Raw genomic sequence first — 20,574 nt, forward strand, 5'->3', positions numbered from 1 at the left:
CGGGCGGGGGCCTAAACGGGGCCTCGCGATCACCCCCTGGCTTCCGGAGCCCCCCTCATGAGCCGCCTCGTCACCGTGCTGAACGGCCCGAACCTGAACCTGCTCGGCAAGCGCCAGCCGCACATCTACGGCAGCGAGACGCTCGCCGACGTCGAGGCCTCCTGCCGGGCGCTCGCCGGCGAACTGGGCCTGGAGATCCGCTTCCACCAGTCGAACCGCGAATACGAGATCATCGACTGGATCCACGAGGCGCGCGAGACCGCCGGCGGGATCGTCATCAACCCGGCGGCCTTCACCCATACCTCGGTGGCGATCCTCGACGCGCTCAACACCTTCGATCCGCCGGTGATCGAGGTGCACATCTCGAACGTGCACAAGCGCGAGGCCTTCCGCCACCACTCCTACGTCTCGCTGCGCGCCGACGGGGTCATCGCGGGCCTGGGCACGCAGGGCTACGGGCTGGCCCTGCGCCGCATCGCCCAGCTCATCGACGCGAAGACTTGAGCGGCAGGCCGGGCCGCGGCGGGACACCGGCTCGATACCGGTATCCGGCGGCGCGATCTGGTACGGACGGACCATTGCCCGGACGGAACCGGCCGGTATGACCGCGCTCCCCTGAAACTGTCGGGTATCCCCGCATGAGCAGCATCCGCATCCCGGCGCTCCGTTGCGCCCTCCTGGGTCTCGTCCTGGCGACCGCCGCCCCGGCGCTCGCCGACGACACGCCGACGACGGCGGGCGCGGTCGACCGTCTGAAGGGTCTCGCCAACGAGGCGGTCGGCAGCGCCAAGCGCGGCGTCGGCAACCTGACCGAGGACGAGGCGCTGAAGGCCGAGGGACGCGAGCAGAAGCTCCGCGGCCAGGCGCTGCAGGAGCGCGGCAAGGCCAAGGACACCATCGAGAACGCCCTCGACAAGTAGGCGCGCCCCGACAGGCACCGGGGGCGATGCGCGCGCATCGCCCCCGGCACTCCTCGACCGGCGCCTGCTGGGGTCAGTCGGTCGAGAACCGGTAGTTCAGCCCGGCGCGCACCACGCCGAACTCCGTCTTGGGCCGGCCAAGCCCGTAATAGGCGGTGGTGGCGGCATCGTAGACGAGGCCGCCGCTGCCGCCGTTGCGGTCGAGGCTGACGTAGAGCGCCTCGATCCGGGCGCTCAGGCGATCGGTGATGGCGTATTCGACGCCGCCACCGGCGGTCCGGCCGGTGCGGAAGGTGCTCGGCAGCGTACCGGTATAGTACGAGGCGGTGGACGGCGTGCTGCCCCCACCATAGGCGAAGCCGCCGGTCCCGTAGACGAGGAAGCGGTCGAAAGCGTAGCCGATCCGGCCGCGCACCGTGCCGAACCAGTCGAGGCTCGGGCCGATATCGGTGAAGGTCGTGGTGCCGACGAGCCCGCCGCGGGGACGCCCGAAGGTGGTGCCCTGGATGTCGGCCTCGGCGCCGATCACGAAGCCCGATCCCGGCGTGAACTGGTAATTGTAGCCGATCTGCCCGCCGCCGACGAAGGCGGCGTCGCGGCTGCCGGGCGTCACCGTGCCGTAGGTGGCGTCCGTGAAGGTGCCGCCCCCGCCGCCGAACCCGGCGCCGGCATTCACGCCGGCATAGAACCCGGTCCAGGTGAAGACCGGGACGGGAGTGAAGGCCGGCGGCGGGGCCGCCCGGCGCGGCAGGTCCGCCGCGAGGGCCGGCGTGGCGACCGCCAGGGGGGCCGTGAGGGCAGCCGTGAGGGCGAGCGCGCCGGCGTGGCCGAGCGCCTTTGTCGATCTGATCATCGTGGAAGCCGTGCGTGAGTCTTCGGCGGGATGCCGGGGCGAGATGCCGGGGAAGTCGAGCCGGGGCGGCGGGCCGTCCGGGCTCTCGATCGTCGGGCCGGCTCGGCGCCGGCCCGTTCGAACCCGCTCAGAGGTTCTGGACGATGCTGATCGCCTGCAGGGCGACCAGGAGGATCGCGCCGCCGATGACGAGGCACAGGGCGGCGAGGATCACGGCATCGCCGCCGTCGGCCGGCTCGCGCCGGGAGCGGAGGGCGGGGACGCCGATCTCGACCTGCGGCGCCGGAAAGGCTCGCCCGAGAGGCGTGTTGCGGCTCTGGTCGCCGCGCAGGGCTTCGAGCATGGGAGACGGTCCTTCGTCAGCGGAGCCGGGAGAGGGCGGGCGCCGGGTGGGCGAGGTCGGCGAGGGCGGCTGCCGCCACCGGCAGGCCGAGACCGCCGATCAGCGCGATGCTGCGCACCAGCATCGCCACCGGCAGCCGCGGGGCGGGCCGGCGGCGGGCGGCGTCGAGCCGGATCGGCTCGGGACCGGTGGAACGGCACGAGAGGGGAAGGGGGCGGGCCATCGAAGCGTCCTGCGGCTGAACCTGTGACCGCTCCCGGCGTGGGAAATCCGACCACGCCATTCGTTTATGTGGGCAAAATTCCCACGTCAATCGGAAATCGCGGGGCGTCGCCGAGCTGTGGGATTGTGTCCCACGAGCGGTTCGCTACAACGACCGTGATGTCAGAGCCGACCCCCAGAGTGCCGCCGGATGCCGGCGCGTTGCAGGCCCCGCTCGCTCGCCTGCTGCGCCCGCTGGTGCGCCTGTTCGTGCGCAGCGGGATCACCTTCCCGGCGCTGACGGACCTCTTGCGCGAGCTCTACGTGAACGTCGCAGAGTACGACTTCGCGCTGCCGGGCAAGGACCAGACCGACAGCCGGGTGAGCCTGCTCACCGGCATCCACCGCAAGGAGGTGCGCCGCCTGCGCGGGGCCGGGGCCCCGGTGAGCGCGGTGCCGGCGGCGGTCTCGCGCACCAGCCGCATCATCGCCCGCTGGGTCGCCGCCCCGGACTTCACCGACGCCGACGGACGCCCGCGCCCGCTGCCGCGCGCGGCGGAGAGCGGGCCGTCCTTCGAGAGCCTCGTCGCCTCGGTGACCCGGGACCTGCGCCCCCGCGCGGTGCTCGACGAGTGGCTCGACCGCGGCCTCGTCACCCTGGACGCCGAGGAGCGCATCGTGCTCGCCGAGGCCGCCTTCGTGCCGAGCGGCGGCGGCAGCCAGCAGCTCTACTATTTCGGCCGCAACCTGCACGACCACATCGCCGCCTCGGTCGCCAACATCCTGGAGGAGAAGCCGCGCTTCCTCGAGCGCGCCGTGCATTACGACGGGCTCTCGCCGGCCCTGGCGCGGCGGCTCGAGGCGCGGGCGCGGGAGATCGCCATGGAGGCGCTGCAGCAGGCCAACCGCGAGGCGCACGCGGCCTGCGAGACCGATCCCGGCGGCGAGGCGCGCTGGAACTTCGGCATCTACATCTACGCCGAGGACGCCCCGCGCCCGGTCCCGCCGGCGCCGGAGAGCGGTGCGCCGTGAGGACCCGGCCCTTGCGACACCCGCCCCGCTCCCCGTCCCTGTCCCGGCGCGGTCTGCTGCGCCTCCTCTCCGGCGTCGCCTGGCTGGCGGCGGCCGGGCCGGTGCGGGCGGCCGGCGACAAGATCCTGGACCAGGGCATCGGCGGCACCGGCATCCGCCCGGGGGCCGAAGACGAGGGCGACCGCGGCATCGGCGGCACCGGCGTCGTGGGCACAATCCGGGGCTTCGGCAGCATCATCGTCAACGACCTGCGCATCGCCTACCCGCCCGAGGTGGCGGTGACGATCGACGGGCGCCCGGCCGGGGTCGCCGACTTGCGGGTCGGCCAGGTCGTGCGGACGCTGGCGGTCGGGGAAGAATCCGGGCTCGCCACCGCCGGCATCGCGGTGATCCACGAGGTCGTCGGCCCGGTCCAGCGCACCGCGCCCGACCGGCTGACCGTGCTCGGCCAGACGGTCGTCACCGCCGGCCTGCCGCCCGAGATGCCGCGGCCACGGGTCGGCGAGCGGATCGCGGTCAGCGGCCTGCGACGGCCGGACGGCAGCATCGCGGCGAGCCGGATCGACCCGGCGGGCGGCGCCCCCGATCTCGTCGCCGGCCCGGTGCGGCGCGGGCCCGCCGGGGCCCTGCGCATCGGCAACCTGCCGCTTGCAGGGATGGATGCGGCGCTCGCAGGCGGCCGGGCGGTGGCGGAGGGAAGCCTGGCGGGCGGCCGCCTGTCGGTGACCCGGGCGATACCGGCGAGCGAGCCGTTCGGACCGGAGGCCCGGCGCCTCTCGATCGAGGCCTACGTCGCGCGCGAGGGCGGGGGGGGCTTCCGTACCGGGGCCGGCTACGCGGTGGCGGGCCGCGGCAGCCTCGTCCCGGCCGGCGGCGGCCTCGCGGTCCTCGACGGCCGCGCCGGCCGCGGCGGCCGGATCGACCTCGACGCCGTGCGCCTGCGGCCCGACCCGGCCGGGCGGGAACGGGGGCAGGGCGAAGGTGCCGGACAAGGTGGTCCCGGGCAGGGACGGGCCGGACAAGGGGGGCCCGGCCGGGGTGGGCCGGGTCGCGGCGGCCCGGAGGGATCGCCCGGTCGGCCGGGCGGCGGGCAAGGGAGCCCGAACGGGCGTCCCGGCGGCGAGCGCCCGTTCGGCGGACGCGAGGGCGGGCAACCGGGCCGCGGCGAGATCGACATGCGGATGCCGGGCGCCGAAGGGCCGGGCCGGTTCGGTGGTCCAGGTAGCTTCGGGGGACCGGGCGGCTTCGGGGGGCCGGGGGGGCTCGGCGGGCAAGGCGGCCCCGGCGGGTTCGGCCGTCCCGGCGGCGAGGGGCCCGGCGGCGGGTTCGGGGGCGCGGGACCCGGCGGCGGCTTCGGCGGCGGCGGACGGCGCTAGGGGCGAATCACCCGTCCCGCCAGCGCCGGGCCGGCGCCTGGGGAAACCGAAAAACACGCCGATCCTGTGCCCGCCGGGCCACACCGCAGTGCGAAACCTGGCCGTTTTCCGGTGGAGTTAACGGCCAAGTTCGGCCCTGGAACGGCCAAGTCTCTTTCCCGCCGTATTTGAAACGGAGCAGGATGGGCCTTCCCGTTGGTGCGGCAGCGCACCGGCCTCCTCCAGCAGGTCCTGCATGCGCAAGCGCCTCCTCATCGCCGTCGCCGTCGCGGCGCCGCTCCCGGCCACGGCCCAGGTGAGCCCGGTTCGCGACAACATCGACGCGCTGATCGAGGCGCATGCCAAGGCCAACGGCGTCCCGGCGAGCTTCATCCACCGGGTGGTGAAGCGGGAGAGCGGCTACAATCCCCGTGCGGTCGGCCGCGGCGGCGCGATGGGCCTGATGCAGATCAAGCACGGCACCGCCCGGGCCCTCGGCTATAGCGGCCCGGCCTCCGGCCTGCTCGACGCCAAGATCAACCTGACCTACGGCGTCGCCTACCTGGCCGGCGCCTACAAGACCGCCCACGGCAACGAGTCCCAGGCCTACAGCTACTACGCCCGCGGCTACTACTACGCCGCCAAGCGCGCCGGTGTCCGCACCGACGTGGCCGAGCTCGAGGCGCCGCAGGTCCGCGACGTCGCCGCCAGCCCCAACCCCCTCGGCAAGTTCCTCTCCAACGTCTTCGGCGCCCGGCCCGCGGCCACGACCGCGACCGCCTCCGCCGACCCGTCGGTCGCCGCGCTCTCCACCGCGCTCGCCCCGACCGGCTCGACGACGCAGTACGTCCTGCCGCCGCCCACCACCGCCCCGCAGCAGGTCGCCGCGGCGGCCTTCCAGCCGACGGGCACCCAGGCGCAGGCGCCCTCGCAGTACCAGCTGCCCGACCTCCCCGAGCCGGTGGTCAAGGTGCCGCTGCCGCCGGTGCGCCCCGCCTCCCTGGCGTTCCACGCCGCCCCGGAGCCGGTCGCGGGCGCCGCCCTGGCCTATGCCGGCTCCGCCGCCGCCTCGCCCTTCCCGACCTCTGGCCAGACGATCAGCCTCGCGGCCAATCCGGCCCGCGCCGTTCCCGCCGCGACCACGACCGTTGCCGCCCTCGATCCCGCCGCAGCTCCGGCGGAAGAGGCGAAGCCCGCGATGCCGATGCCGCCGCGCCGCCCGGTCGAGTTCCGCCACTTCGTCGTGCGCAAGCCGGCGCCCCCGGTGCCGCAGACCGCCGCCGCGACTCCCGAGCCGGCCGCGGCCGCCGTCAGCCAGTAGCCGGCCCCGGGGCCGGCGGCCCCGTCACGCCTCCCCGGCGAACAGCGCCCGCGCCTGCGCCCCGGTCGCGACCGCGATTCCGAGCGCCCGTGCCAGGCCGGCGAGGTCCGCGACCTGCGCGGCATTGCTCGCGGCCAGACGGCCGTCGGGGCGCCAGAGGTTGTTCTCGAACCCCACCCGCGCGTGACCGCCGAGCGCCGCCGCCGCGACGAGGCAGGCCGCCTCCCGGGGGCCGAAGGCGCACAACGCCCAGGGCAGGTCGAGACGGTGCTCCGACGTCCAGGCGGCGAGGAAGGGTAGGAGGTCGGCGGGGTCCGAGCGCTGGCCCACCGCGTAGCGGCCGAGCACGAACAGCACGCTCGCCCGCTCGAGCGGGATAAGCCCCCGGGCGGCGAGCCCCTGGAAGCGGGTGACGTCGCCGGCATCGTAGAGGATGTGCTGGACCAGCACGCCGGCCCGGGCCTGCTCGGCCAGGAAGGCGGCGGCCGCCGCCTCGTCCTCCGGCTCGGCGAAGAGCTCGCGCAGGGCGACCGAGAACGCCTCGGGCTTGAGCGCCCGCATCGCCGCCATCTGCTCGGCCGGGCTGTAGAGGCCGACCGCCTCGGTGGTGACCTGGCAGATCATCTCCGGCCCCGCCTCGCGGCGCACCGCCGCCAGGGCCGCCCGGTAGCGGTCGAGGTCGAGGGTGTGGCGGTTCTCGGCGTCGCGGACGTGCAGGTGGATCATCGCCGCGCCGGCCTCGCGGCAGCGCGCCGCCTCGAGGCCGATCTCCCGCGGGTCGATCGGCAGGGCGGGGTGGTCGGCCTTGGTGCGGCGCGCGCCGTTGGGCGCCACCGTGATCACGAGGGGGGCTGTCATCCTGTCGCTCGGTTCCCTTCGCTCGCGGCCCCGCGGCCCGCGTCCTGCGCCGGGCGATTCGGGGCCCGGCGCCGCACTCTGCACCGCCGGCGGTCCGCCGCCCAGCGGGACCGTTCGCTCCCGTCACGCCGAACGGGCCGGGCCCGACCGCCGCTGCAGCCACCAGACCAGCCCGGCGATCGCCAGCACGGTCGCGAGGCCGAACATCGTCAGGATGCGGCGGATCAGCGGGGTGTAGACGCCCGTCTGCGGATCGTAGCCGTAGCAGAGCAGCACCAGCCGGTCGGCGAGCCCGCCGAGCCGGCCCTCGCCGGCCTCGACCAGGGCGAGCCGCAGGTCGCGGGCGGTCATCGCCAGGGGCGAGAGCGCCCGGGCGACCCGCCCGTCGCCCGAGAGAACCAGGGCGCCGGCCGGGTGGGCGTAGGATTCGGTGTCCCGGTCGTACGCGTAGGCGTAGCCCACCGCCCGCGTCACCGCGGCGACCGGGGCGGGAGAGCCCAGCAGCACCACGGCCTGGTCCAGGACGGGGCCGGTCCCGAGCTGCTCGGCCACCATCGCGCGGGCCTGGCCCGCATCGGCCCGCGGATTGAAGCCGAGGGTCACCAGCCGGTAATCGGTGCCGGGTTGCAGGCCGGTGGCGGCAAGCGCCGTGCCGGCGACCGCCAGCATCGGGTCGCAGACGTTGCGGCAGGCATAATCGAGCGGCATCAGCAGGGTGGGGCGGCCGCCCATCGCCTCGCCGAGGCTCGTGCCGCGTCCGTCCGCGGCCCGGGTGAAGGCGGCATCGAGGGGCGCGCGGGCATCCGGCGGCGGCGCCAGGGCGACCCCCGCGAGATCCTTCGGCGTCAGGCCCGCCGCGGCCGGATGGGCGAGGGCGGTCAGAAGAGCCGCGGCGGCGAGGCGGCGCGCGCCTCGGAACGGCCGGCGGCCGGGACGTCTCATCGCTTGTCCGATCCTCGCCGTGAACCTTGCCGTGTCGCGGACCTTGCCTGGCCCGCCCGCAGGCCGCACCCTGGTCGAGATAGGGCGTGACGGGCCGGGGCGGGTGCGCCGGACAACGGGCCGCAGGCGTGACGGGGCCCACGCCCGGACATGAGCGGGAGAGCTGGATGGACGAGACGCGCACCGGGGCGGAGATCCGCACCGAGGACGACCTGCGCGGCCATATGGGCCCGGTCAGCCGCCTCGCCGAGGGCAAGGTGCTGCCCCGGCTCGATCCGCATGCCCGCGCCTTCATCGCGCTCTCGCCGTTCCTGGTGGTCGCCACCGCCGATGCCGAGGGCCGCGCCGATGCGAGCCCCCGGGGCGACGCGCCGGGCTTCGTCCAGGTCCTCGACGACGCCACCCTGCTGATCCCGGACCGGCGCGGCAACAACCGCGCCGACAGTTTCGGCAACCTGCTGACGGCGCCGGGCATCGGCCTGATCTTCCTGGTGCCGGGCGTCACCGAGACCCTGCGGGTGAACGGCACCGCCCGCCTCACCACCGACGCCGCCCTGCTGGCGCCGCTCGCCGCGCAAGGAAAGGTGCCGACGACCGGGCTCGTCGTCACGGTGCGCGAAGCGTTCTTCCATTGCGGCAAGGCGGTGATGCGTGCCCGGCTGTGGGACCCGGCGGCGCAGGTATCCCGCGATAGCGTCCCGAGCCTCGGCCGCATCCTGTCCGACCAGACCGGCGCGATCGGCGTCGCCGAGGCCGAGCGGCTGATGGAGGAATCCTACCGCACCCGGCTCTACTGAGCCGGCGCCGCGCGCCATCCCGTGCCCGGGGCACGTCCGGTGAGGGAGGGACCATCCTCCTCCGGCGGCAGGGATACCGGCGGCCCCGACACCCGAAGTGAGAATCCGCACACCCCAACCGTCTCGCACCGCGTTCGATGCCGCGCAACGGAACCGTTCCGCTCCGGCACGGTTCCGCATGGGCAATCAATCTGCCCCCAGGGCAGCACGAGGAGAAGGGGTGAATGGCAGAGAAGGAAACCAAGGCCTTTCCGGCCGCCGCGAGCACGCGGGTACCGTTCGCGCTGGCCCTGTCGGCGCTGGCCGGCTGCGCGGACGCGATCGGGTTCCTCGAATTCTCGCAGCTGTTCATGTCCTTCATGAGCGGCAACACCACCCGCTTCGGCGTCGCGGTCAGCCTGGGCGATTGGGGCAACGTCACCCGGGTCGGCAGCACCATCGCGCTGTTCTGCTTCGGGGCGTTCATCGGCACGCTGCTGGCCGCGGCGGTCGGCTACTGGCGGCTCGCCGTGCTCCTCACCCTGCAGGCGCTGCTCCTCGCCGTCGGCCTCCTGATGCCGCGCGGGCCCTTCGAGTTCCCGCTCCACGCCTACCCGATCGTGCTGGCGCTCGGGATGCAGAACGCCGTGCTGCAGGACGAGGAGGGCCGCAGCCTGGCGCTCACTTACGTCACCGGTGCGGTGGTGCGCTTCGGCACCGGGCTCGCCAACTTGCTGCTTGGCCACCCCTCGCCGTCGTTCTGGATCCAGGCGCCGCTCTGGGCCGCGCTGACCCTCGGGGCGATCTCGGGCGGCCTGCTGCACGCCGCCTTCGGCGAGAGCGCGTTCCTGGTTCCCGCCGTGGTGGCGGCCCTGCTCGCGGTCGTCGCGCTCGTCATGACGCTCGTCCACGGCGACGGGCCGCTGGTCTCGGGCACGAAGTCCCCGGCGCCCGACGCCGCCGCGACGGCGCCGCCGGTGGTGTGACGCATCCTCCCGCGGGCGTCGCCCGCGGGAGGATGTCGCCCGCAGCCAGGATTACGTGGAGTTCATGGTGCGGAGACACGGGCGTAAGCCCGGGGAGCCTAGACAGGGATGGTCGCCGGACGCGGCGGCGCCTCCCACCCCCGGGGCGCCGGCGCGTTCCAGGCCCCGAGGGCCGGGGCGCCGGGTCACCATCATCGCCCCCCAGACGACCCGGCGCCTTGCGCCACGGCAGGCCGAGTCCCCCGGCTCGGCCTGCCGACCCTCCTCGGCGACGCCCGATGCACCGTGCCGGTTCTCCTCCCCCGGCGCGGTGCGCCGGGGCGGGGACCGCCCCGGGTCCGAGGCGCCAGGATCCCGGCGCGGGACGCTCTCCCGCGCGCCCGGGAACTGCCCTAGAATGTCCGACATGCGCCTCCTGATCATCGAGGACGACCGCGAGGCGTCCAGCTACCTGTCCAAGGCTTTTCGCGAGGCCGGCCACGTCGCCGACACCGCCGATGACGGCCTCGACGGCTATGCGCTCGCCCGCGAGGGCGCCTATGACGTGCTGGTGGTCGACCGGATGCTGCCGAAGCTCGACGGGCTGTCGCTGATCCGCTCCCTGCGCGAGCAGGGCGTCGAGACCCCGGTGCTGATCCTCTCGGCGCTCGGCCAGGTCGACGACCGGGTGAAGGGCCTCAAGGCCGGCGGCGACGACTACCTGCCGAAACCCTATGCCTTCTCCGAGCTGATGGCGCGGATCGAGGTCCTGGCCCGCCGCCGCGGCGGCGCCGCGGCCTCGGAGGCGACGAGCTACCGCGTCGGCGATCTCGAGCTCGACCGGCTGTCGCACCGGGTGACCCGGGCCGGCCAGGAGATCCCGCTCCAGCCGCGGGAATTCCGCCTGCTCGAATACCTGATGCGCCATGCCGGCCAGGTCGTCACCCGCACGATGCTGCTCGAGCACGTCTGGGACTACCATTTCGACCCGCAGACCAACGTCATCGACGTCCACGTCTCGCGCCTGCGCGCCAAGGTCGACAAGGGCTTCGAGCGGCCGATGATCCACACCGTGCGGGGGGCGGGCTACATGGTCCGCGCCGGCGGCGAGGCGTGAGCGTCCGGACCGCGACCCCGCCGGCGCCGGCGGGCCAGGCCGCGACGCCCGACGGCGTGCTCGTGCGCCTCGGCACGCTGTTTCGCACCACCGCCTTCAAGCTCTCGCTGGCCTACCTCCTGGTCTTCGCCGCCTTCGCGTTCTTCGCGCTCGGCTACGTCGCCTGGAACGCCCGGCGCGTCCTCGACGACCAGATCGTCTCGACCATCGAGGCCGAGATCAACGGCCTGTCCGACCAGTACGCCGCGGGCGGCATCCGCCGCCTCGTCAGCGTGGTCGAGCGCCGCTCGCGCGAGCCCGGCGCCTCGCTCTACCTCGTCACCACACCGGCGGGCGAGCACGTCGTCGGCAACGTCGAGACCCTGCCGCCCGGGGTGCTGAACGAGCCCGGCCAGACCGAGACGACCTACGGCCGCAGCACCGACGGCGACCGCGTCGAGCACCGGGCGATCGTGCGCATCTTCACCCTGCCGGGGGGCTTCCGCCTCCTCGTCGGCCGCGACGTCGAGGAGCGCGACCGGCTGCGGGCGGTGATCGGGCGCGCCTTCGCCTGGTCGCTGATGCTGGTGGTGGGCCTCGGCTTCCTCGGCAGCTGGTTCATCGCTCAGCGGGTGCTCAAGCGCGTCGACCACATGACCGAGATCACCCGGAGCATCATGGCGGGCGACCTCGACGGGCGGCTGACGCTGGCCGGCACCGGCGACGAGCTCGACCGGCTGGCGAGCAACCTCAACGCCATGCTCGACCGCATCGGCGAGCTGATGCGCGGCATGCGCGAGGTCTCGGACAACATCGCCCACGACCTCAAGACCCCGCTCACCCGCCTGCGCAACAAGGCCGACGCGGCCTTGCGCGAGGGCGACGACCCGGATGCCCTGCGCGCCGCGCTGGAGGCCAACATCGAGGAGAGCGACAACCTGATCCGGGTGTTCAACGCGCTCCTGATGATCGCACGCCTCGAGGCCGGCAACGCCCGCGAGGGGCTGGCGGATTTCGACGCAGGCGCAGTCGCGCTCGAGGTCGGGGAGCTGTACGAAGCGGTGGCGGAGGAACGCGGCGTCGGGTTGCGGACGGAGGTCGAGGACGGTCTCCTGCTGCACGGCAGCCGCGAGCTGATCGGACAGGCGATGGCGAACCTGATCGACAATGCCCTGAAGTACGGGCAGAGGCCGGCCGATCCGGCGGTCCCGCCGGTGGTCCGCGTCACCGCCCGGCGCGAGGACGGGGCCGTGCTGCTCGCCGTCGCCGACCAGGGCGAGGGGATACCCGAATCCGATCGCGGCCGGGTGCTGGAGCGCTTCGTGCGCCTCGAGACCGCCCGCACGCGGCCGGGCTTCGGGCTCGGCCTCAGCCTCGTCAACGCGGTGGCGCGGCTGCACCAGGGCACCTTCGTGCTGGAGGACAACGCACCGGGCCTGCGCGCCGTGCTGCGCCTGCCGGCGCCGGCCGCACGGGAGGTTCAAGCCCCGCGGGAGACGACGGCGTGACCGGCTCGCTCTCCGCGCGTCTCGCCCGGGCGCCCCGCCTCGCCGACCCGGAGCGCGCGCATTCTCGCGTCGCCGATCTGCTTGCCGAGGCGCCCGGCCTCGCGCCGCTCATCGGCGAGGGCGGCCCGGCTCGCGACCTGCTCCTCGGGCTCGCCGACCATTCGCCGTTCCTGTGGTGGCTCGCCGCCCGCGATCCCGCCCGGCTCGCCGGGCTCCTGGAGCGCGCGCCGGAGGAGTCCAACGCCGGGATCCTGGCCGACCAGCGGGCGGCGGGACTTGCCGGTGGCGACGTCGCCGCCAGGCTTCGGCGCAACCGCGCAGCCCACGCACTGCTGGTGGCGCTCGCCGATATCGGCGGGGTGTGGTCGCTGGAAGAGGTCACGGCGGCTTTGTCGGACTTCGCCGACGCCTCGGTCGCCGCCGCGGTCGACGCGGCGCTGGTCCAGGCCGCCGGCACCGGCCGGTTCCTGCCGCCCGATCCGTCGAAGCCCCAGGATGGGTCGGGGCTGATCGTGCTCGGCATGGGCAAGCTCGGCGCAGGCGAGCTGAACTATTCGAGCGACGTCGACCTGATCGTGCTGTTCGATCCCGAGACCGCACCCCTGCGCGCCGGCGTCGAGGCGACGCCGTTCTTCAGCCGGATCGCGCAAGCGGTCGCCAAGCTCCTGCAGGAGCGCACCGCCGACGGCTACGTCCACCGGGTCGATTACCGCCTGCGGCCCGATCCCGGCTCGACTCCGACCGCCCTGTCGCTGCCGTCGGCCTACACCTACTACGAGACGGTAGGGCAGAACTGGGAGCGCGCCGCCTTCATCAAGGCGCGTCCGGTCGCGGGCGACCGGACCCTGGCGGACAAATTCCTCGCCGAGCTGCGGCCCTTCATCTGGCGCAAGTACTTCGATTTCGCCTCGATCGCCGACGTCCACGCGATGAAGCGGCAGATCCACGCCGTGCGCGGCCACGGCGCCATCGCGGTGGCGGGCCACGACATCAAGCTCGGGCGCGGCGGCATCCGCGAGGTCGAGTTCTTCGTCCAGACCCAGCAGCTCGTCTTCGGCGGGCGCCGCCCGTCCCTGCGCGGCCGTCGCACGCTCGAGATGCTGGGCGCGCTGCACGACGAGGGCTGGATCACCCCGGAGGCCCGCGACGAATTGGGGGAGGCGTACCGCTTCCTGCGCACCGTCGAGCACCGGCTGCAGATGGTGGCCGACGAACAGACCCAGCGCCTGCCCGCGGATCCGGGCAAGCTCGCGCGATTCGCCCGCTTCCTCGGCTACGCCGACGAGACCGCATTCGGCGACGCGCTGACCGCCGAGGCGCGCCGGGTTCAGGGCCATTACGCCCTGCTGTTCGAGGCCGAGCCCGATCTGGCCGCGGAGGTCGGCGACCTCGTCTTCACCGGGGTCGAGGACGATCCCGGCACGCTCGCCACCCTGCGCAGCCTCGGCTTCCGGGCACCGGAGCGGGCGACCGAGACGGTGCGCGGCTGGCATTTCGGCCGCCGACCGGCGGTGACGAGCCCGCGTGCCCGCGAGGTGCTGACCGACCTGGTCCCGCCCCTGATCCAGGCGCTGTCCGGCACCGCCGACCCGGACGGGGCGCTCGCCGCCCTCGACCGCGCCTTCGGGCGGATGCCGGCGGCGGTCGAGCTTCTCACCATCCTGCGCTCGCACGAGCGGCTGCGGCTGCTCTTCGCCGACCTCCTCGGCACCGTGCCGCGGCTCGCCGACACCGTGGCGTTCAGCCCGCACGTCCTCGACGCCGTGATCGACCCGGCCTTCGTCGCCCCGGTGACCGAGGCCGGAGCGCTGGCCGAGCAGCTCCGCACCGGCCTCGGCCAGCCCCGCGACTACGAGGACTTCCTCGACCGCAGCCGCGATGCCGCCCGCCAGCTGCGCTTCGTCACCGGCGCGCGCCTCCTCTCCGGCATCCTGCCGCCCGCGGGCGCGGGCCGGGCCTATGCGGGCATCGCCGAGGCGGTGGTGGCCTCGGCGCTCCGGGCGGTCGAATCGGTCTTCGCCGCCGATCACGGGCGGGTGCCGGGCGGGCGCTTCGCGGTGCTCGGGCTCGGGCGCCTCGGCTCGCGCCAGCTCACCGCCGATTCCGACCTCGACCTCGTGGTCCTGTACGATTTCGATCCCGACGCCCGGGAGAGCGACGGCAAGCGCCCGCTCGATGCTGCGGTCTACTACAACCGCCTGACCCAGCGCCTCGTCGCCGCGCTCACCGTGCCGACCCGGCGCGGGCGGCTCTACGAGGTCGACCTGCGGCTCCGCCCGAGCGGCGGCCAGGGCCCGATCGCCAACCAGTGGCAGCGCTTCGCCGCCTATTGGCGCGAGGAGGCGGCACCGTGGGAGCACATGGCGCTGACCCGGGCCCGGGCCATCGCGGGCGATCCCGGCCTGATGGCGGAGGCCGACGCCACCGCCGCCGCGATCCTGCGCCAGCCCCGCGACCCGGAGACGGTCGCCCGCGAGGTGCGGACGATGCGGGCCCTCGTGGCGAAGGAGAAGGGCGACCACGGCCCCCTCGACCTCAAGCTCGCCCCGGGCGGGCTCCTCGACCTCGACTTCCTGGCGCAGGCCCTGGTCCTGTCGCACGCCGCGGCCCATCCCGGGCTCGTCGGCCTCGCCGCGCCGGAGTTGCTGGAGCAGGCCGGGACCCTCGGCCTGATCGAGGCCGGCCTCGCCGGCCGCCTCGTCACCGCCTACCGGCTCCTCGACGACGTGCACCACTGGCAGCGCCTGATGGTCGAGGGCGAGTTCGGCCGCACCGCACCGGCGGCGGCTCGCGCCCGCCTCGCCGCCGCTTCGGGCCAGCCCGACGAGGCGGCCCTGGTCGCGCAGCTCGCCGAGACGCGGGCCGGGGTGAGGGCCGCGTTCGAGGAGATCCTGAGATAGTCGGGACGCCTGGCGGCGCCCCCGGGCTACGTCACGGCTGCCAGGCCGTCACGGCTGCCAGGCCGGCCGCTCCACGGAGGTCTCGGCGGCGGCCGCGTCCATGCGGGCCATGAGCGTCCGCAGGGCCTCGGTCACGCCCTGGCGGGTCGCCGAGGACAGGATCAGCGGCTTCTGGCCGGTCTCCTCCTCGATCCGGGCGACCTGGAGCTCCAGCGTCTCGGGATCGAGGGTGTCGGCCTTCGACAGCGCGACCACCTCGGGCTTGTCCTCGAGCCCGTGGCCGTAGGCTTCGAGCTCGGTGCGCACCAACCGGTAGGCGGCGCCGGCATCCTCGCTCGTGCCCTCGACGAGGTGGAGCAGCACCCGGCAGCGCTCGACATGGGCCAGGAACTTGTCGCCCAGGCCCACGCCCTCGTGCGCGCCCTCGATCAGGCCCGGGATGTCGGCCAGCACGAACTCGCGGGTGTCGACCCGCACGACGCCGAGCCCCGGATGCAGGGTGGTGAAGGGATAGTCGGCGATCTTGGGCTTGGCCGCCGTCACGGTGGCCAGGAAGGTCGACTTGCCGGCATTGGGAAGCCCGACGAGGCCGGCATCGGCGATCAGCTTCAGCCGCAGCCACAGCCAGTGCTCCTGGCCTTCGAGGCCCGGATTGGCGTGTTTCGGGGCGCGGTTGGTCGAGGTGGTGAAGTAGGCGTTGCCGAAGCCGCCGTTGCCGCCCTTGGCGAGGCGGAAGCGCTGGCCGACCGTCGTCATGTCGGCGATCAGGGTCTCGCGGTCCTCCGACAGGATCTCGGTGCCGGCCGGCACCTTGAGGATCACGTCCTCGCCCTTGCCGCCGGCGCGGTTGCGGCCCGAGCCGTGCTCGCCCTTGCGGGCCTTGAAATGCTGTTGGTAGCGGTAGTCGATCAGGGTGTTGAGCCCCTCGACGCACTCGATCCAGACGTCGCCGCCGCGGCCGCCGTCGCCGCCGTCCGGCCCGCCGAACTCGATGAACTTTTCGCGTCGGAACGAGACGCAGCCGGCGCCGCCGTCTCCCGAGCGGACGTAGACCTTGGCCTCGTCGAGGAACTTCACGGGACGAACTCCTGAATGGGGAAAGGCGGCCGGGGAGGGGACCCCGGCCGCCGGATCTTATCGGACGATCAGGCGCCGACGCGGCATTCCGCCCCGTCGTGGCGCGCGAAGACGAGACCGGCGGCGTGCCAGGTCTTCAGGCTGTCCCAGGCGCGCCGGTCGAGCCGGAACCGGTCGACCGGGAAGACGCCGCCCCGGGCCGGGAAGGCCTGGAGGCCCGACCCGACCGAGGCGAAGCCGCACTTCTCCAGGACCCGCCGCGACGCCGGGTTGACCACCCGGGCCGAGGAGGACAGCTCCTCGCCCTCGGTATAGGCGAAGAACGCGTCGATCATCGCCCGCGCGGCTTCCGTCGCGAGGCCCTGGCCCCAATGCGGCGTGCCGAGCCAGTAGCCGAGATGCGGCGCGTGGCCGTCCGGGTCGGGCTCGATGCTGACGATGCCGATCGCCTGGGTCGGGTGCCGCCGCGGCGTGATCGCCATGACCAGCGCGCGGCCCTCCGCGTTGGCCCGCCGCGACTCCAGGATGAAATTGTCCACGGAGGGCGGATCGAGCGGATGGGGAATTCGGGCGGTCATCCCGGCTACGGCTTTCTCACCGGCGAATCGGACGAGGGCCTGCGCATCGGCCTGACGGGCCCAGCGCAGCCACAGCCTCCGGGTCTCGAGCCGGAAGACATCGTCGCGGGTGAGGTCGGGAAACATCGCCTGACTCCGATCCGAACCCAGAGCCTCCCGCTCGGGCACGGTTACGAGAACGACGAAAGGGAAGGTGGTTCCCCACCTTCCCCTCGTGATCTCGCTCGGAGCTTGGCCGTTTCGGGGCCTAAGGTGAGCAGGAGTCGCCGGGTCGGTGTGGGGACACCGGCGGAGCTCCCTCGTCACTGGCTCCGTCGGGTTATTCTGCGGCCTCCAGGGCCGGGCCGGCGTCGTTGGCGACGACCGTTACGAACGCGCGACCGCGTTTCGTAATAAATTGCACCTTGCCGGCGGTGAGGGCGAACAGGGTGTGGTCGGTGCCCATGCCGACGTTGACGCCGGGATGCCACTTGGTGCCGCGCTGACGCACGATGATGTTGCCGGCGATCACGGCCTCGCTGCCGAACTTCTTCACGCCGAGACGACGACCAGCCGAATCGCGACCGTTGCGGGACGAACCGCCTGCCTTCTTGTGAGCCATGGGGCTAACTCCTGGATTCTGGGAAAAGGGCTCGCGGCCAGCTTACGCGGCGCTGATGCCCGTGACGCGGACCACGGTGAGGTCCTGGCGGTGACCGCGCTTGCGGCGCGAGTTCTGGCGGCGGCGCTTCTTGAAGGCGATGACCTTCGGGCCGCGGGCCTGCTTGACGATCTCGCCGGCGACGCTGACGCCGGAGACCAGCGGGGCGCCGACCTGGGTCGCGCCGGCGCCGTCGGTGAACAGCAGCACCTCGCCGAAGGTGACCGCGGTGCCGGCCTCGCCCTCGAGCTTCTCGATCGTGATGACGTCGTTGGCGGCGACGCGGTACTGCTTGCCGCCGGTCTTGATCACTGCGAACATCGTTCTCGTCCGTGTTCCATCCGACCTCCGGCATTTCGCCGGGATCGTCTTTTTGGCAATTGACGCTCGGGCGCCCGAAGGGCGGTCCGCGAACGCGACGGCACACGGTCCCTCACGGTCCGCGCGCCAGATGTCTCCGTTACGGGTCCGCATCCCGTCTGTCAACGCCGCGGCCGCCGGGATTCGGCTCCCCGCCTTGATTTCGCGGCGGCCTTCGCCGAAGACCGCCCGGTCGCAGGCCGCATGTCACCCCACCGACATGGGCGGTGCCGACGCGCGGGAGACCACGATGGAAGAGCTTGTTGCCCGGGTGACGCAGGCCACGGGACTGGACGCGACCACGGCCCAGACGGCGATCGGCCACATCCTGGCCTTCCTGCAGAAGGAGGGCCCGGCGACGGAGGTCAACCAGCTCATCGCCGCCATGCCGGGCTCCGAGGCGGCGATCGCCCAGGCCGGCTCCGGCGAGGGCGGCGGCGGCCTGATGGGCATGCTCGGCGGCATGATGGGCGGCGGCGTGATGGCGCTCGGCCAGAAGCTGATGTCGGCCGGCGTGCCGATGAACCAGATGCAGCCGCTCGGCCGCGAGCTGTTCGCCTATGGCCGCGAGAAGGCCGGCGAGGACGTGATGGGGCCGATCGTCGGCTCGATCCCGGGCCTGAGCCAGTTCGTCTGAACGGCGCGCGGGCGGGGCAGGACTGCCCCGCCAACCCTCTGATCGATCTCAACAACCCTTGTCATATTCCCGTGCCGGCTTCGTGGTGTTGTGTCGGCACGCGGGGACGGTCGCGGCGACCGCTCCACGGGCGCCGGATCGGTCGGCGCCGCACGGGATGCCTCGACCATGGTTCCGTTCCTTACCCGCGGCCCCTCCGGCGACGGCCGCGACGCCCCGCCCGGCATCCCCCTCGCGCGCCTCCTCGGCCGCGCCGCCGAGGGCGGCATCCACCTCAAGGACATCGGCCAGAAGGGGTTCGGCCAGACCTCGCGGCTCTTCCCGCGCCTGAGGCATTTCGAGACCCCCGGCCTCGACCCGGTGCTCGGCCGCATCGGCTCGCTGGAGGTGCGCCTCGCGACGACGCCCAAGGAGATCAAGCGGGCCCAGCGCCTGCGCTACCGCGTCTTCTACGAGGAGATGGCGGCGATCCCGACCGGCCTAGCCCTGCTCAAGCGCCGCGACGCCGACGAGTACGACGCGGTCTGCGACCACCTCCTGGTGATCGACCACGACGCAAAGGAGCAGACGCCGTTCCGCAAGCCCAAGCCCCGGGTGGTCGGCACCTACCGGCTGCTGCGCCAGGAGCAGGCCGACCGGCATTTCGGCTTCTACACCGCCGGCGAGTACGATCTCGGCCCGGTGCTGGAGGCCAATGCGGGCAAACGGCTGCTGGAGCTCGGCCGCTCCTGCGTGCTCAAGCCCTACCGCACCAAGCGCACCGTCGAGCTCCTGTGGCACGGCATCTGGACCTACGTCCTGCACCACCGCATCGACGCGATGCTCGGCTGCGCCAGCCTCGAGGGCACCGATCCCGACCGCCTGGCGCTGCCCCTGAGCTTCCTGCACCATTTCGCCCGCGCCCCCGAGGGCTGGCGCGCCCGGGCGCTGCCCGGCCGCCACGTCGCCATGGACCGCCTCAGCCGCGAGGCGATCGACCCGAAGGCCGCCCTCCATGCCCTGCCGCCCTTGATCAAGGGCTATCTGCGGGTCGGCGCCACCTTCGGCGACGGGGCGGTGGTCGATTACCAGTTCGGCACGACCGACGTGTTCGTGGTGCTGCCCGTCGAGGCGATCGCCAAGCGGTATATCGGGCATTTCGGGGCGGAGGCGGGACGGCACGCGGCGTGAGGCGGTCAGGTCTCGTGGCTGCATCACGTCAGGGCGTCGGGCGGGATGGTCTCCCCGGCGCGACGGTCGTCGCGCGCACTGTCGAAAGGTCGTGGGCAGCTTGCAGGTTGCTCCAGAACTGAGCCGTGGTGCCGAAGAAGCGGCCGAGTCTCAGGGCCAAGTCGGCATCGATCCCTCGGCGCTTGTGCATCAAATCACCGATGCGGGATCGGGGCAGATCGAGCGCGTCCGCGAGTTCGTCGGCGCTGAGGTTGGAGCCCCCGAGATATTCCCCGGCCAAGTATTCCCCAGGATGGATCCGTGTCCGGGGCATCGCGGTTTTCCGGTCGCGTCGGCGCTCATGACATCGTGCGGTGGGGTTCGGCACCTGTTTCCGATCGGGGCAATCGTCGCTTCAAAGGTCGGGCAGGGCAACCCACAACGGTCGCACCAGCCCCGACATCCCGCGTGACCACGGCGCCGGCCCCGACGACCGCCCCTCGGCCGATCCGCAGGCCTTGCAGGACGCAGGCATTGAGCCCGACGAAGACGTCGGCCTCGCACAGGACGGTGCCGGCGAGGCGCGCTCCCGGGCCGAGGCAAACCCCGGCATCGAGCCGGCAATCGTGGTCGAGGCTCGCGCCCGTGTTGACGAGGCAGGCTTCCGCCAGGATCGCACCGACGCCGACGATCGCGCCGGCCGCGACGAAGGCCCCTGCGCCGATCACGGCACTCGGCGAGACGATGCCGGCGGGGTGCACGATCGTGCCGAGTCGCCCGCCATTGGCCTCGACCACCTCCGCCATCGACCGCCGCACCGCCCGGTCGCCGGTGCCGAGGTGAAGGCGGCAGCCCTGCAAGAAGCTCCGGTCGTCGAGAAGGTCGAGCTCGCCGAGCACGCGATGCGATCCGAAGAACGGTGCGCCGGCCGGCATCGCATCCGACAGAACGCCGAGGACCGCCAGCCCGGCGAGATCGGCGGCCTCCAGAACGACGCGGGCGTGCCGGCCCGAACCGCCGACCGCGACGACCAGGGGAGCCGGCGGGACGGACACGGCGTGCC

Annotated in this window: 23 protein-coding genes; 12 read left to right on the plus strand and 11 right to left on the minus strand. The window is 73.4% G+C overall.

The window, feature by feature from the left end; genetic code table 11:
* Positions 1-57: 57 nt before the first annotated feature.
* Both aroQ and BMX97_RS34340 read left to right on the plus strand, forming a co-directional pair.
* Positions 58-504 carry a type II 3-dehydroquinate dehydratase gene (aroQ, locus tag BMX97_RS13565; protein ID WP_091750800.1) on the plus strand — a complete coding sequence of 149 codons (447 nt, stop codon included), beginning with the start codon at positions 58-60 and terminating at the stop codon, positions 502-504.
* Between the two features lie 134 nt (positions 505-638).
* Positions 639-920 carry a CsbD family protein gene (locus BMX97_RS34340; protein ID WP_091750802.1) on the plus strand — a complete coding sequence of 94 codons (282 nt, stop codon included), beginning with the start codon at positions 639-641 and terminating at the stop codon, positions 918-920.
* Between the two features lie 73 nt (positions 921-993).
* Here the strand turns inward: BMX97_RS34340 and BMX97_RS13575 are convergent, their stop codons facing one another.
* The 3 genes from BMX97_RS13575 to BMX97_RS13585 all read right to left on the minus strand — a co-directional run bounded on the left by BMX97_RS13575 (position 994) and on the right by BMX97_RS13585 (position 2,339).
* Positions 994-1,773 (minus strand): outer membrane protein, encoded by a 780-nt coding sequence (locus tag BMX97_RS13575; RefSeq protein ID WP_091750805.1) that lies wholly within the window; start codon positions 1,771-1,773, stop codon positions 994-996.
* A gap of 127 nt (positions 1,774-1,900) precedes the next feature.
* The gene (locus BMX97_RS13580) at positions 1,901-2,116 is read right to left on the minus strand and encodes a hypothetical protein (protein ID WP_091750809.1); all 216 of its coding nucleotides are present in this window, start codon (positions 2,114-2,116) and stop codon (positions 1,901-1,903) included.
* Between the two features lie 16 nt (positions 2,117-2,132).
* Positions 2,133-2,339: a hypothetical protein gene (locus BMX97_RS13585; protein WP_091750812.1), complete on the minus strand. Its 207-nt coding sequence runs from the start codon at positions 2,337-2,339 to the stop codon at positions 2,133-2,135.
* Between the two features lie 158 nt (positions 2,340-2,497).
* Between BMX97_RS13585 and BMX97_RS13590 the strand changes: the two genes are divergently transcribed.
* The 3 genes from BMX97_RS13590 (at position 2,498) to BMX97_RS13600 (ending at position 6,025) form a co-directional block, all read left to right on the plus strand.
* Entirely contained in the window at positions 2,498-3,349 is an 852-nt protein-coding gene (locus BMX97_RS13590; RefSeq protein WP_091750815.1) for a DUF6502 family protein, read from the plus strand.
* Positions 3,350-3,360: 11 nt separating this feature from the next.
* Complete coding sequence (locus BMX97_RS13595; RefSeq protein ID WP_091750818.1) at positions 3,361-4,725, plus strand: DUF5666 domain-containing protein; 1,365 nt, start codon at positions 3,361-3,363, stop codon at positions 4,723-4,725.
* Positions 4,726-4,960: 235 nt separating this feature from the next.
* On the plus strand, positions 4,961-6,025 hold the full coding sequence (locus tag BMX97_RS13600) for a lytic transglycosylase domain-containing protein (protein ID WP_091750821.1): 1,065 nt from the start codon (positions 4,961-4,963) through the stop codon (positions 6,023-6,025).
* Between the two features lie 24 nt (positions 6,026-6,049).
* Here the strand turns inward: BMX97_RS13600 and BMX97_RS13605 are convergent, their stop codons facing one another.
* Both BMX97_RS13605 and BMX97_RS13610 read right to left on the minus strand, forming a co-directional pair.
* Positions 6,050-6,883 carry a beta-keto acid cleavage family enzyme gene (locus tag BMX97_RS13605; RefSeq protein ID WP_091750824.1) on the minus strand — a complete coding sequence of 278 codons (834 nt, stop codon included), beginning with the start codon at positions 6,881-6,883 and terminating at the stop codon, positions 6,050-6,052.
* Between the two features lie 123 nt (positions 6,884-7,006).
* A complete protein-coding gene (locus BMX97_RS13610; protein ID WP_244538414.1) occupies positions 7,007-7,825 on the minus strand; it encodes a thioredoxin domain-containing protein in 819 nt (272 codons plus the stop codon).
* A gap of 167 nt (positions 7,826-7,992) precedes the next feature.
* Between BMX97_RS13610 and BMX97_RS13615 the strand changes: the two genes are divergently transcribed.
* The 5 genes from BMX97_RS13615 (at position 7,993) to BMX97_RS13635 (ending at position 15,070) form a co-directional block, all read left to right on the plus strand.
* Positions 7,993-8,622 (plus strand): pyridoxamine 5'-phosphate oxidase family protein, encoded by a 630-nt coding sequence (locus BMX97_RS13615; RefSeq protein WP_091750827.1) that lies wholly within the window; start codon positions 7,993-7,995, stop codon positions 8,620-8,622.
* A gap of 224 nt (positions 8,623-8,846) precedes the next feature.
* Positions 8,847-9,587, plus strand: a complete 741-nt coding sequence (locus BMX97_RS13620; RefSeq protein WP_091750830.1) for a YoaK family protein — start codon at positions 8,847-8,849, stop codon at positions 9,585-9,587.
* A gap of 406 nt (positions 9,588-9,993) precedes the next feature.
* Entirely contained in the window at positions 9,994-10,683 is a 690-nt protein-coding gene (locus BMX97_RS13625; RefSeq protein ID WP_091751399.1) for a response regulator transcription factor, read from the plus strand.
* A gap of 56 nt (positions 10,684-10,739) precedes the next feature.
* Positions 10,740-12,170, plus strand: coding sequence for a sensor histidine kinase (locus BMX97_RS13630; protein ID WP_244538439.1), 1,431 nt, complete (start codon positions 10,740-10,742; stop codon positions 12,168-12,170).
* Entirely contained in the window at positions 12,167-15,070 is a 2,904-nt protein-coding gene (locus BMX97_RS13635; RefSeq protein WP_091750837.1) for a bifunctional [glutamine synthetase] adenylyltransferase/[glutamine synthetase]-adenylyl-L-tyrosine phosphorylase, read from the plus strand. Before BMX97_RS13630 ends, BMX97_RS13635 begins: the two co-directional genes overlap by 4 nt.
* A 48-nt stretch (positions 15,071-15,118) precedes the next feature.
* Here the strand turns inward: BMX97_RS13635 and obgE are convergent, their stop codons facing one another.
* The 4 genes from obgE to rplU all read right to left on the minus strand — a co-directional run bounded on the left by obgE (position 15,119) and on the right by rplU (position 17,686).
* A complete protein-coding gene (gene obgE, locus BMX97_RS13640; protein ID WP_091750840.1) occupies positions 15,119-16,147 on the minus strand; it encodes a GTPase ObgE in 1,029 nt (342 codons plus the stop codon).
* Positions 16,148-16,215: 68 nt separating this feature from the next.
* Positions 16,216-16,851: a GNAT family N-acetyltransferase gene (locus BMX97_RS13645; RefSeq protein ID WP_091750843.1), complete on the minus strand. Its 636-nt coding sequence runs from the start codon at positions 16,849-16,851 to the stop codon at positions 16,216-16,218.
* 193 nt (positions 16,852-17,044) lie between these two features.
* A complete protein-coding gene (gene rpmA / locus BMX97_RS13650) occupies positions 17,045-17,326 on the minus strand; it encodes a 50S ribosomal protein L27 (RefSeq protein WP_060846406.1) in 282 nt (93 codons plus the stop codon).
* A 42-nt stretch (positions 17,327-17,368) separates the two neighbouring features.
* Complete coding sequence (rplU, locus tag BMX97_RS13655; protein WP_048436258.1) at positions 17,369-17,686, minus strand: 50S ribosomal protein L21; 318 nt, start codon at positions 17,684-17,686, stop codon at positions 17,369-17,371.
* A gap of 289 nt (positions 17,687-17,975) precedes the next feature.
* On the opposite strand from rplU, the gene BMX97_RS13660 reads away from it, so the two are divergent.
* Both BMX97_RS13660 and BMX97_RS13665 read left to right on the plus strand, forming a co-directional pair.
* Complete coding sequence (locus BMX97_RS13660; protein ID WP_091750845.1) at positions 17,976-18,362, plus strand: DUF2267 domain-containing protein; 387 nt, start codon at positions 17,976-17,978, stop codon at positions 18,360-18,362.
* Positions 18,363-18,530: 168 nt separating this feature from the next.
* Entirely contained in the window at positions 18,531-19,532 is a 1,002-nt protein-coding gene (locus tag BMX97_RS13665) for a l-ornithine N(alpha)-acyltransferase (protein ID WP_091750848.1), read from the plus strand.
* A gap of 28 nt (positions 19,533-19,560) precedes the next feature.
* On the opposite strand, the gene BMX97_RS13670 is transcribed toward BMX97_RS13665, so the two are convergent.
* Positions 19,561-19,845, minus strand: coding sequence for a HigA family addiction module antitoxin (locus BMX97_RS13670; protein WP_091750851.1), 285 nt, complete (start codon positions 19,843-19,845; stop codon positions 19,561-19,563).
* A 25-nt stretch (positions 19,846-19,870) separates the two neighbouring features.
* Positions 19,871-20,566, minus strand: a complete 696-nt coding sequence (locus tag BMX97_RS13675) for a NeuD/PglB/VioB family sugar acetyltransferase (RefSeq protein WP_091750854.1) — start codon at positions 20,564-20,566, stop codon at positions 19,871-19,873.
* Positions 20,567-20,574 lie beyond the last annotated feature (8 nt).

This window comes from Methylobacterium sp. ap11, assembly GCF_900110515.1.
GTDB lineage: Bacteria > Pseudomonadota > Alphaproteobacteria > Rhizobiales > Beijerinckiaceae > Methylobacterium > Methylobacterium ajmalii.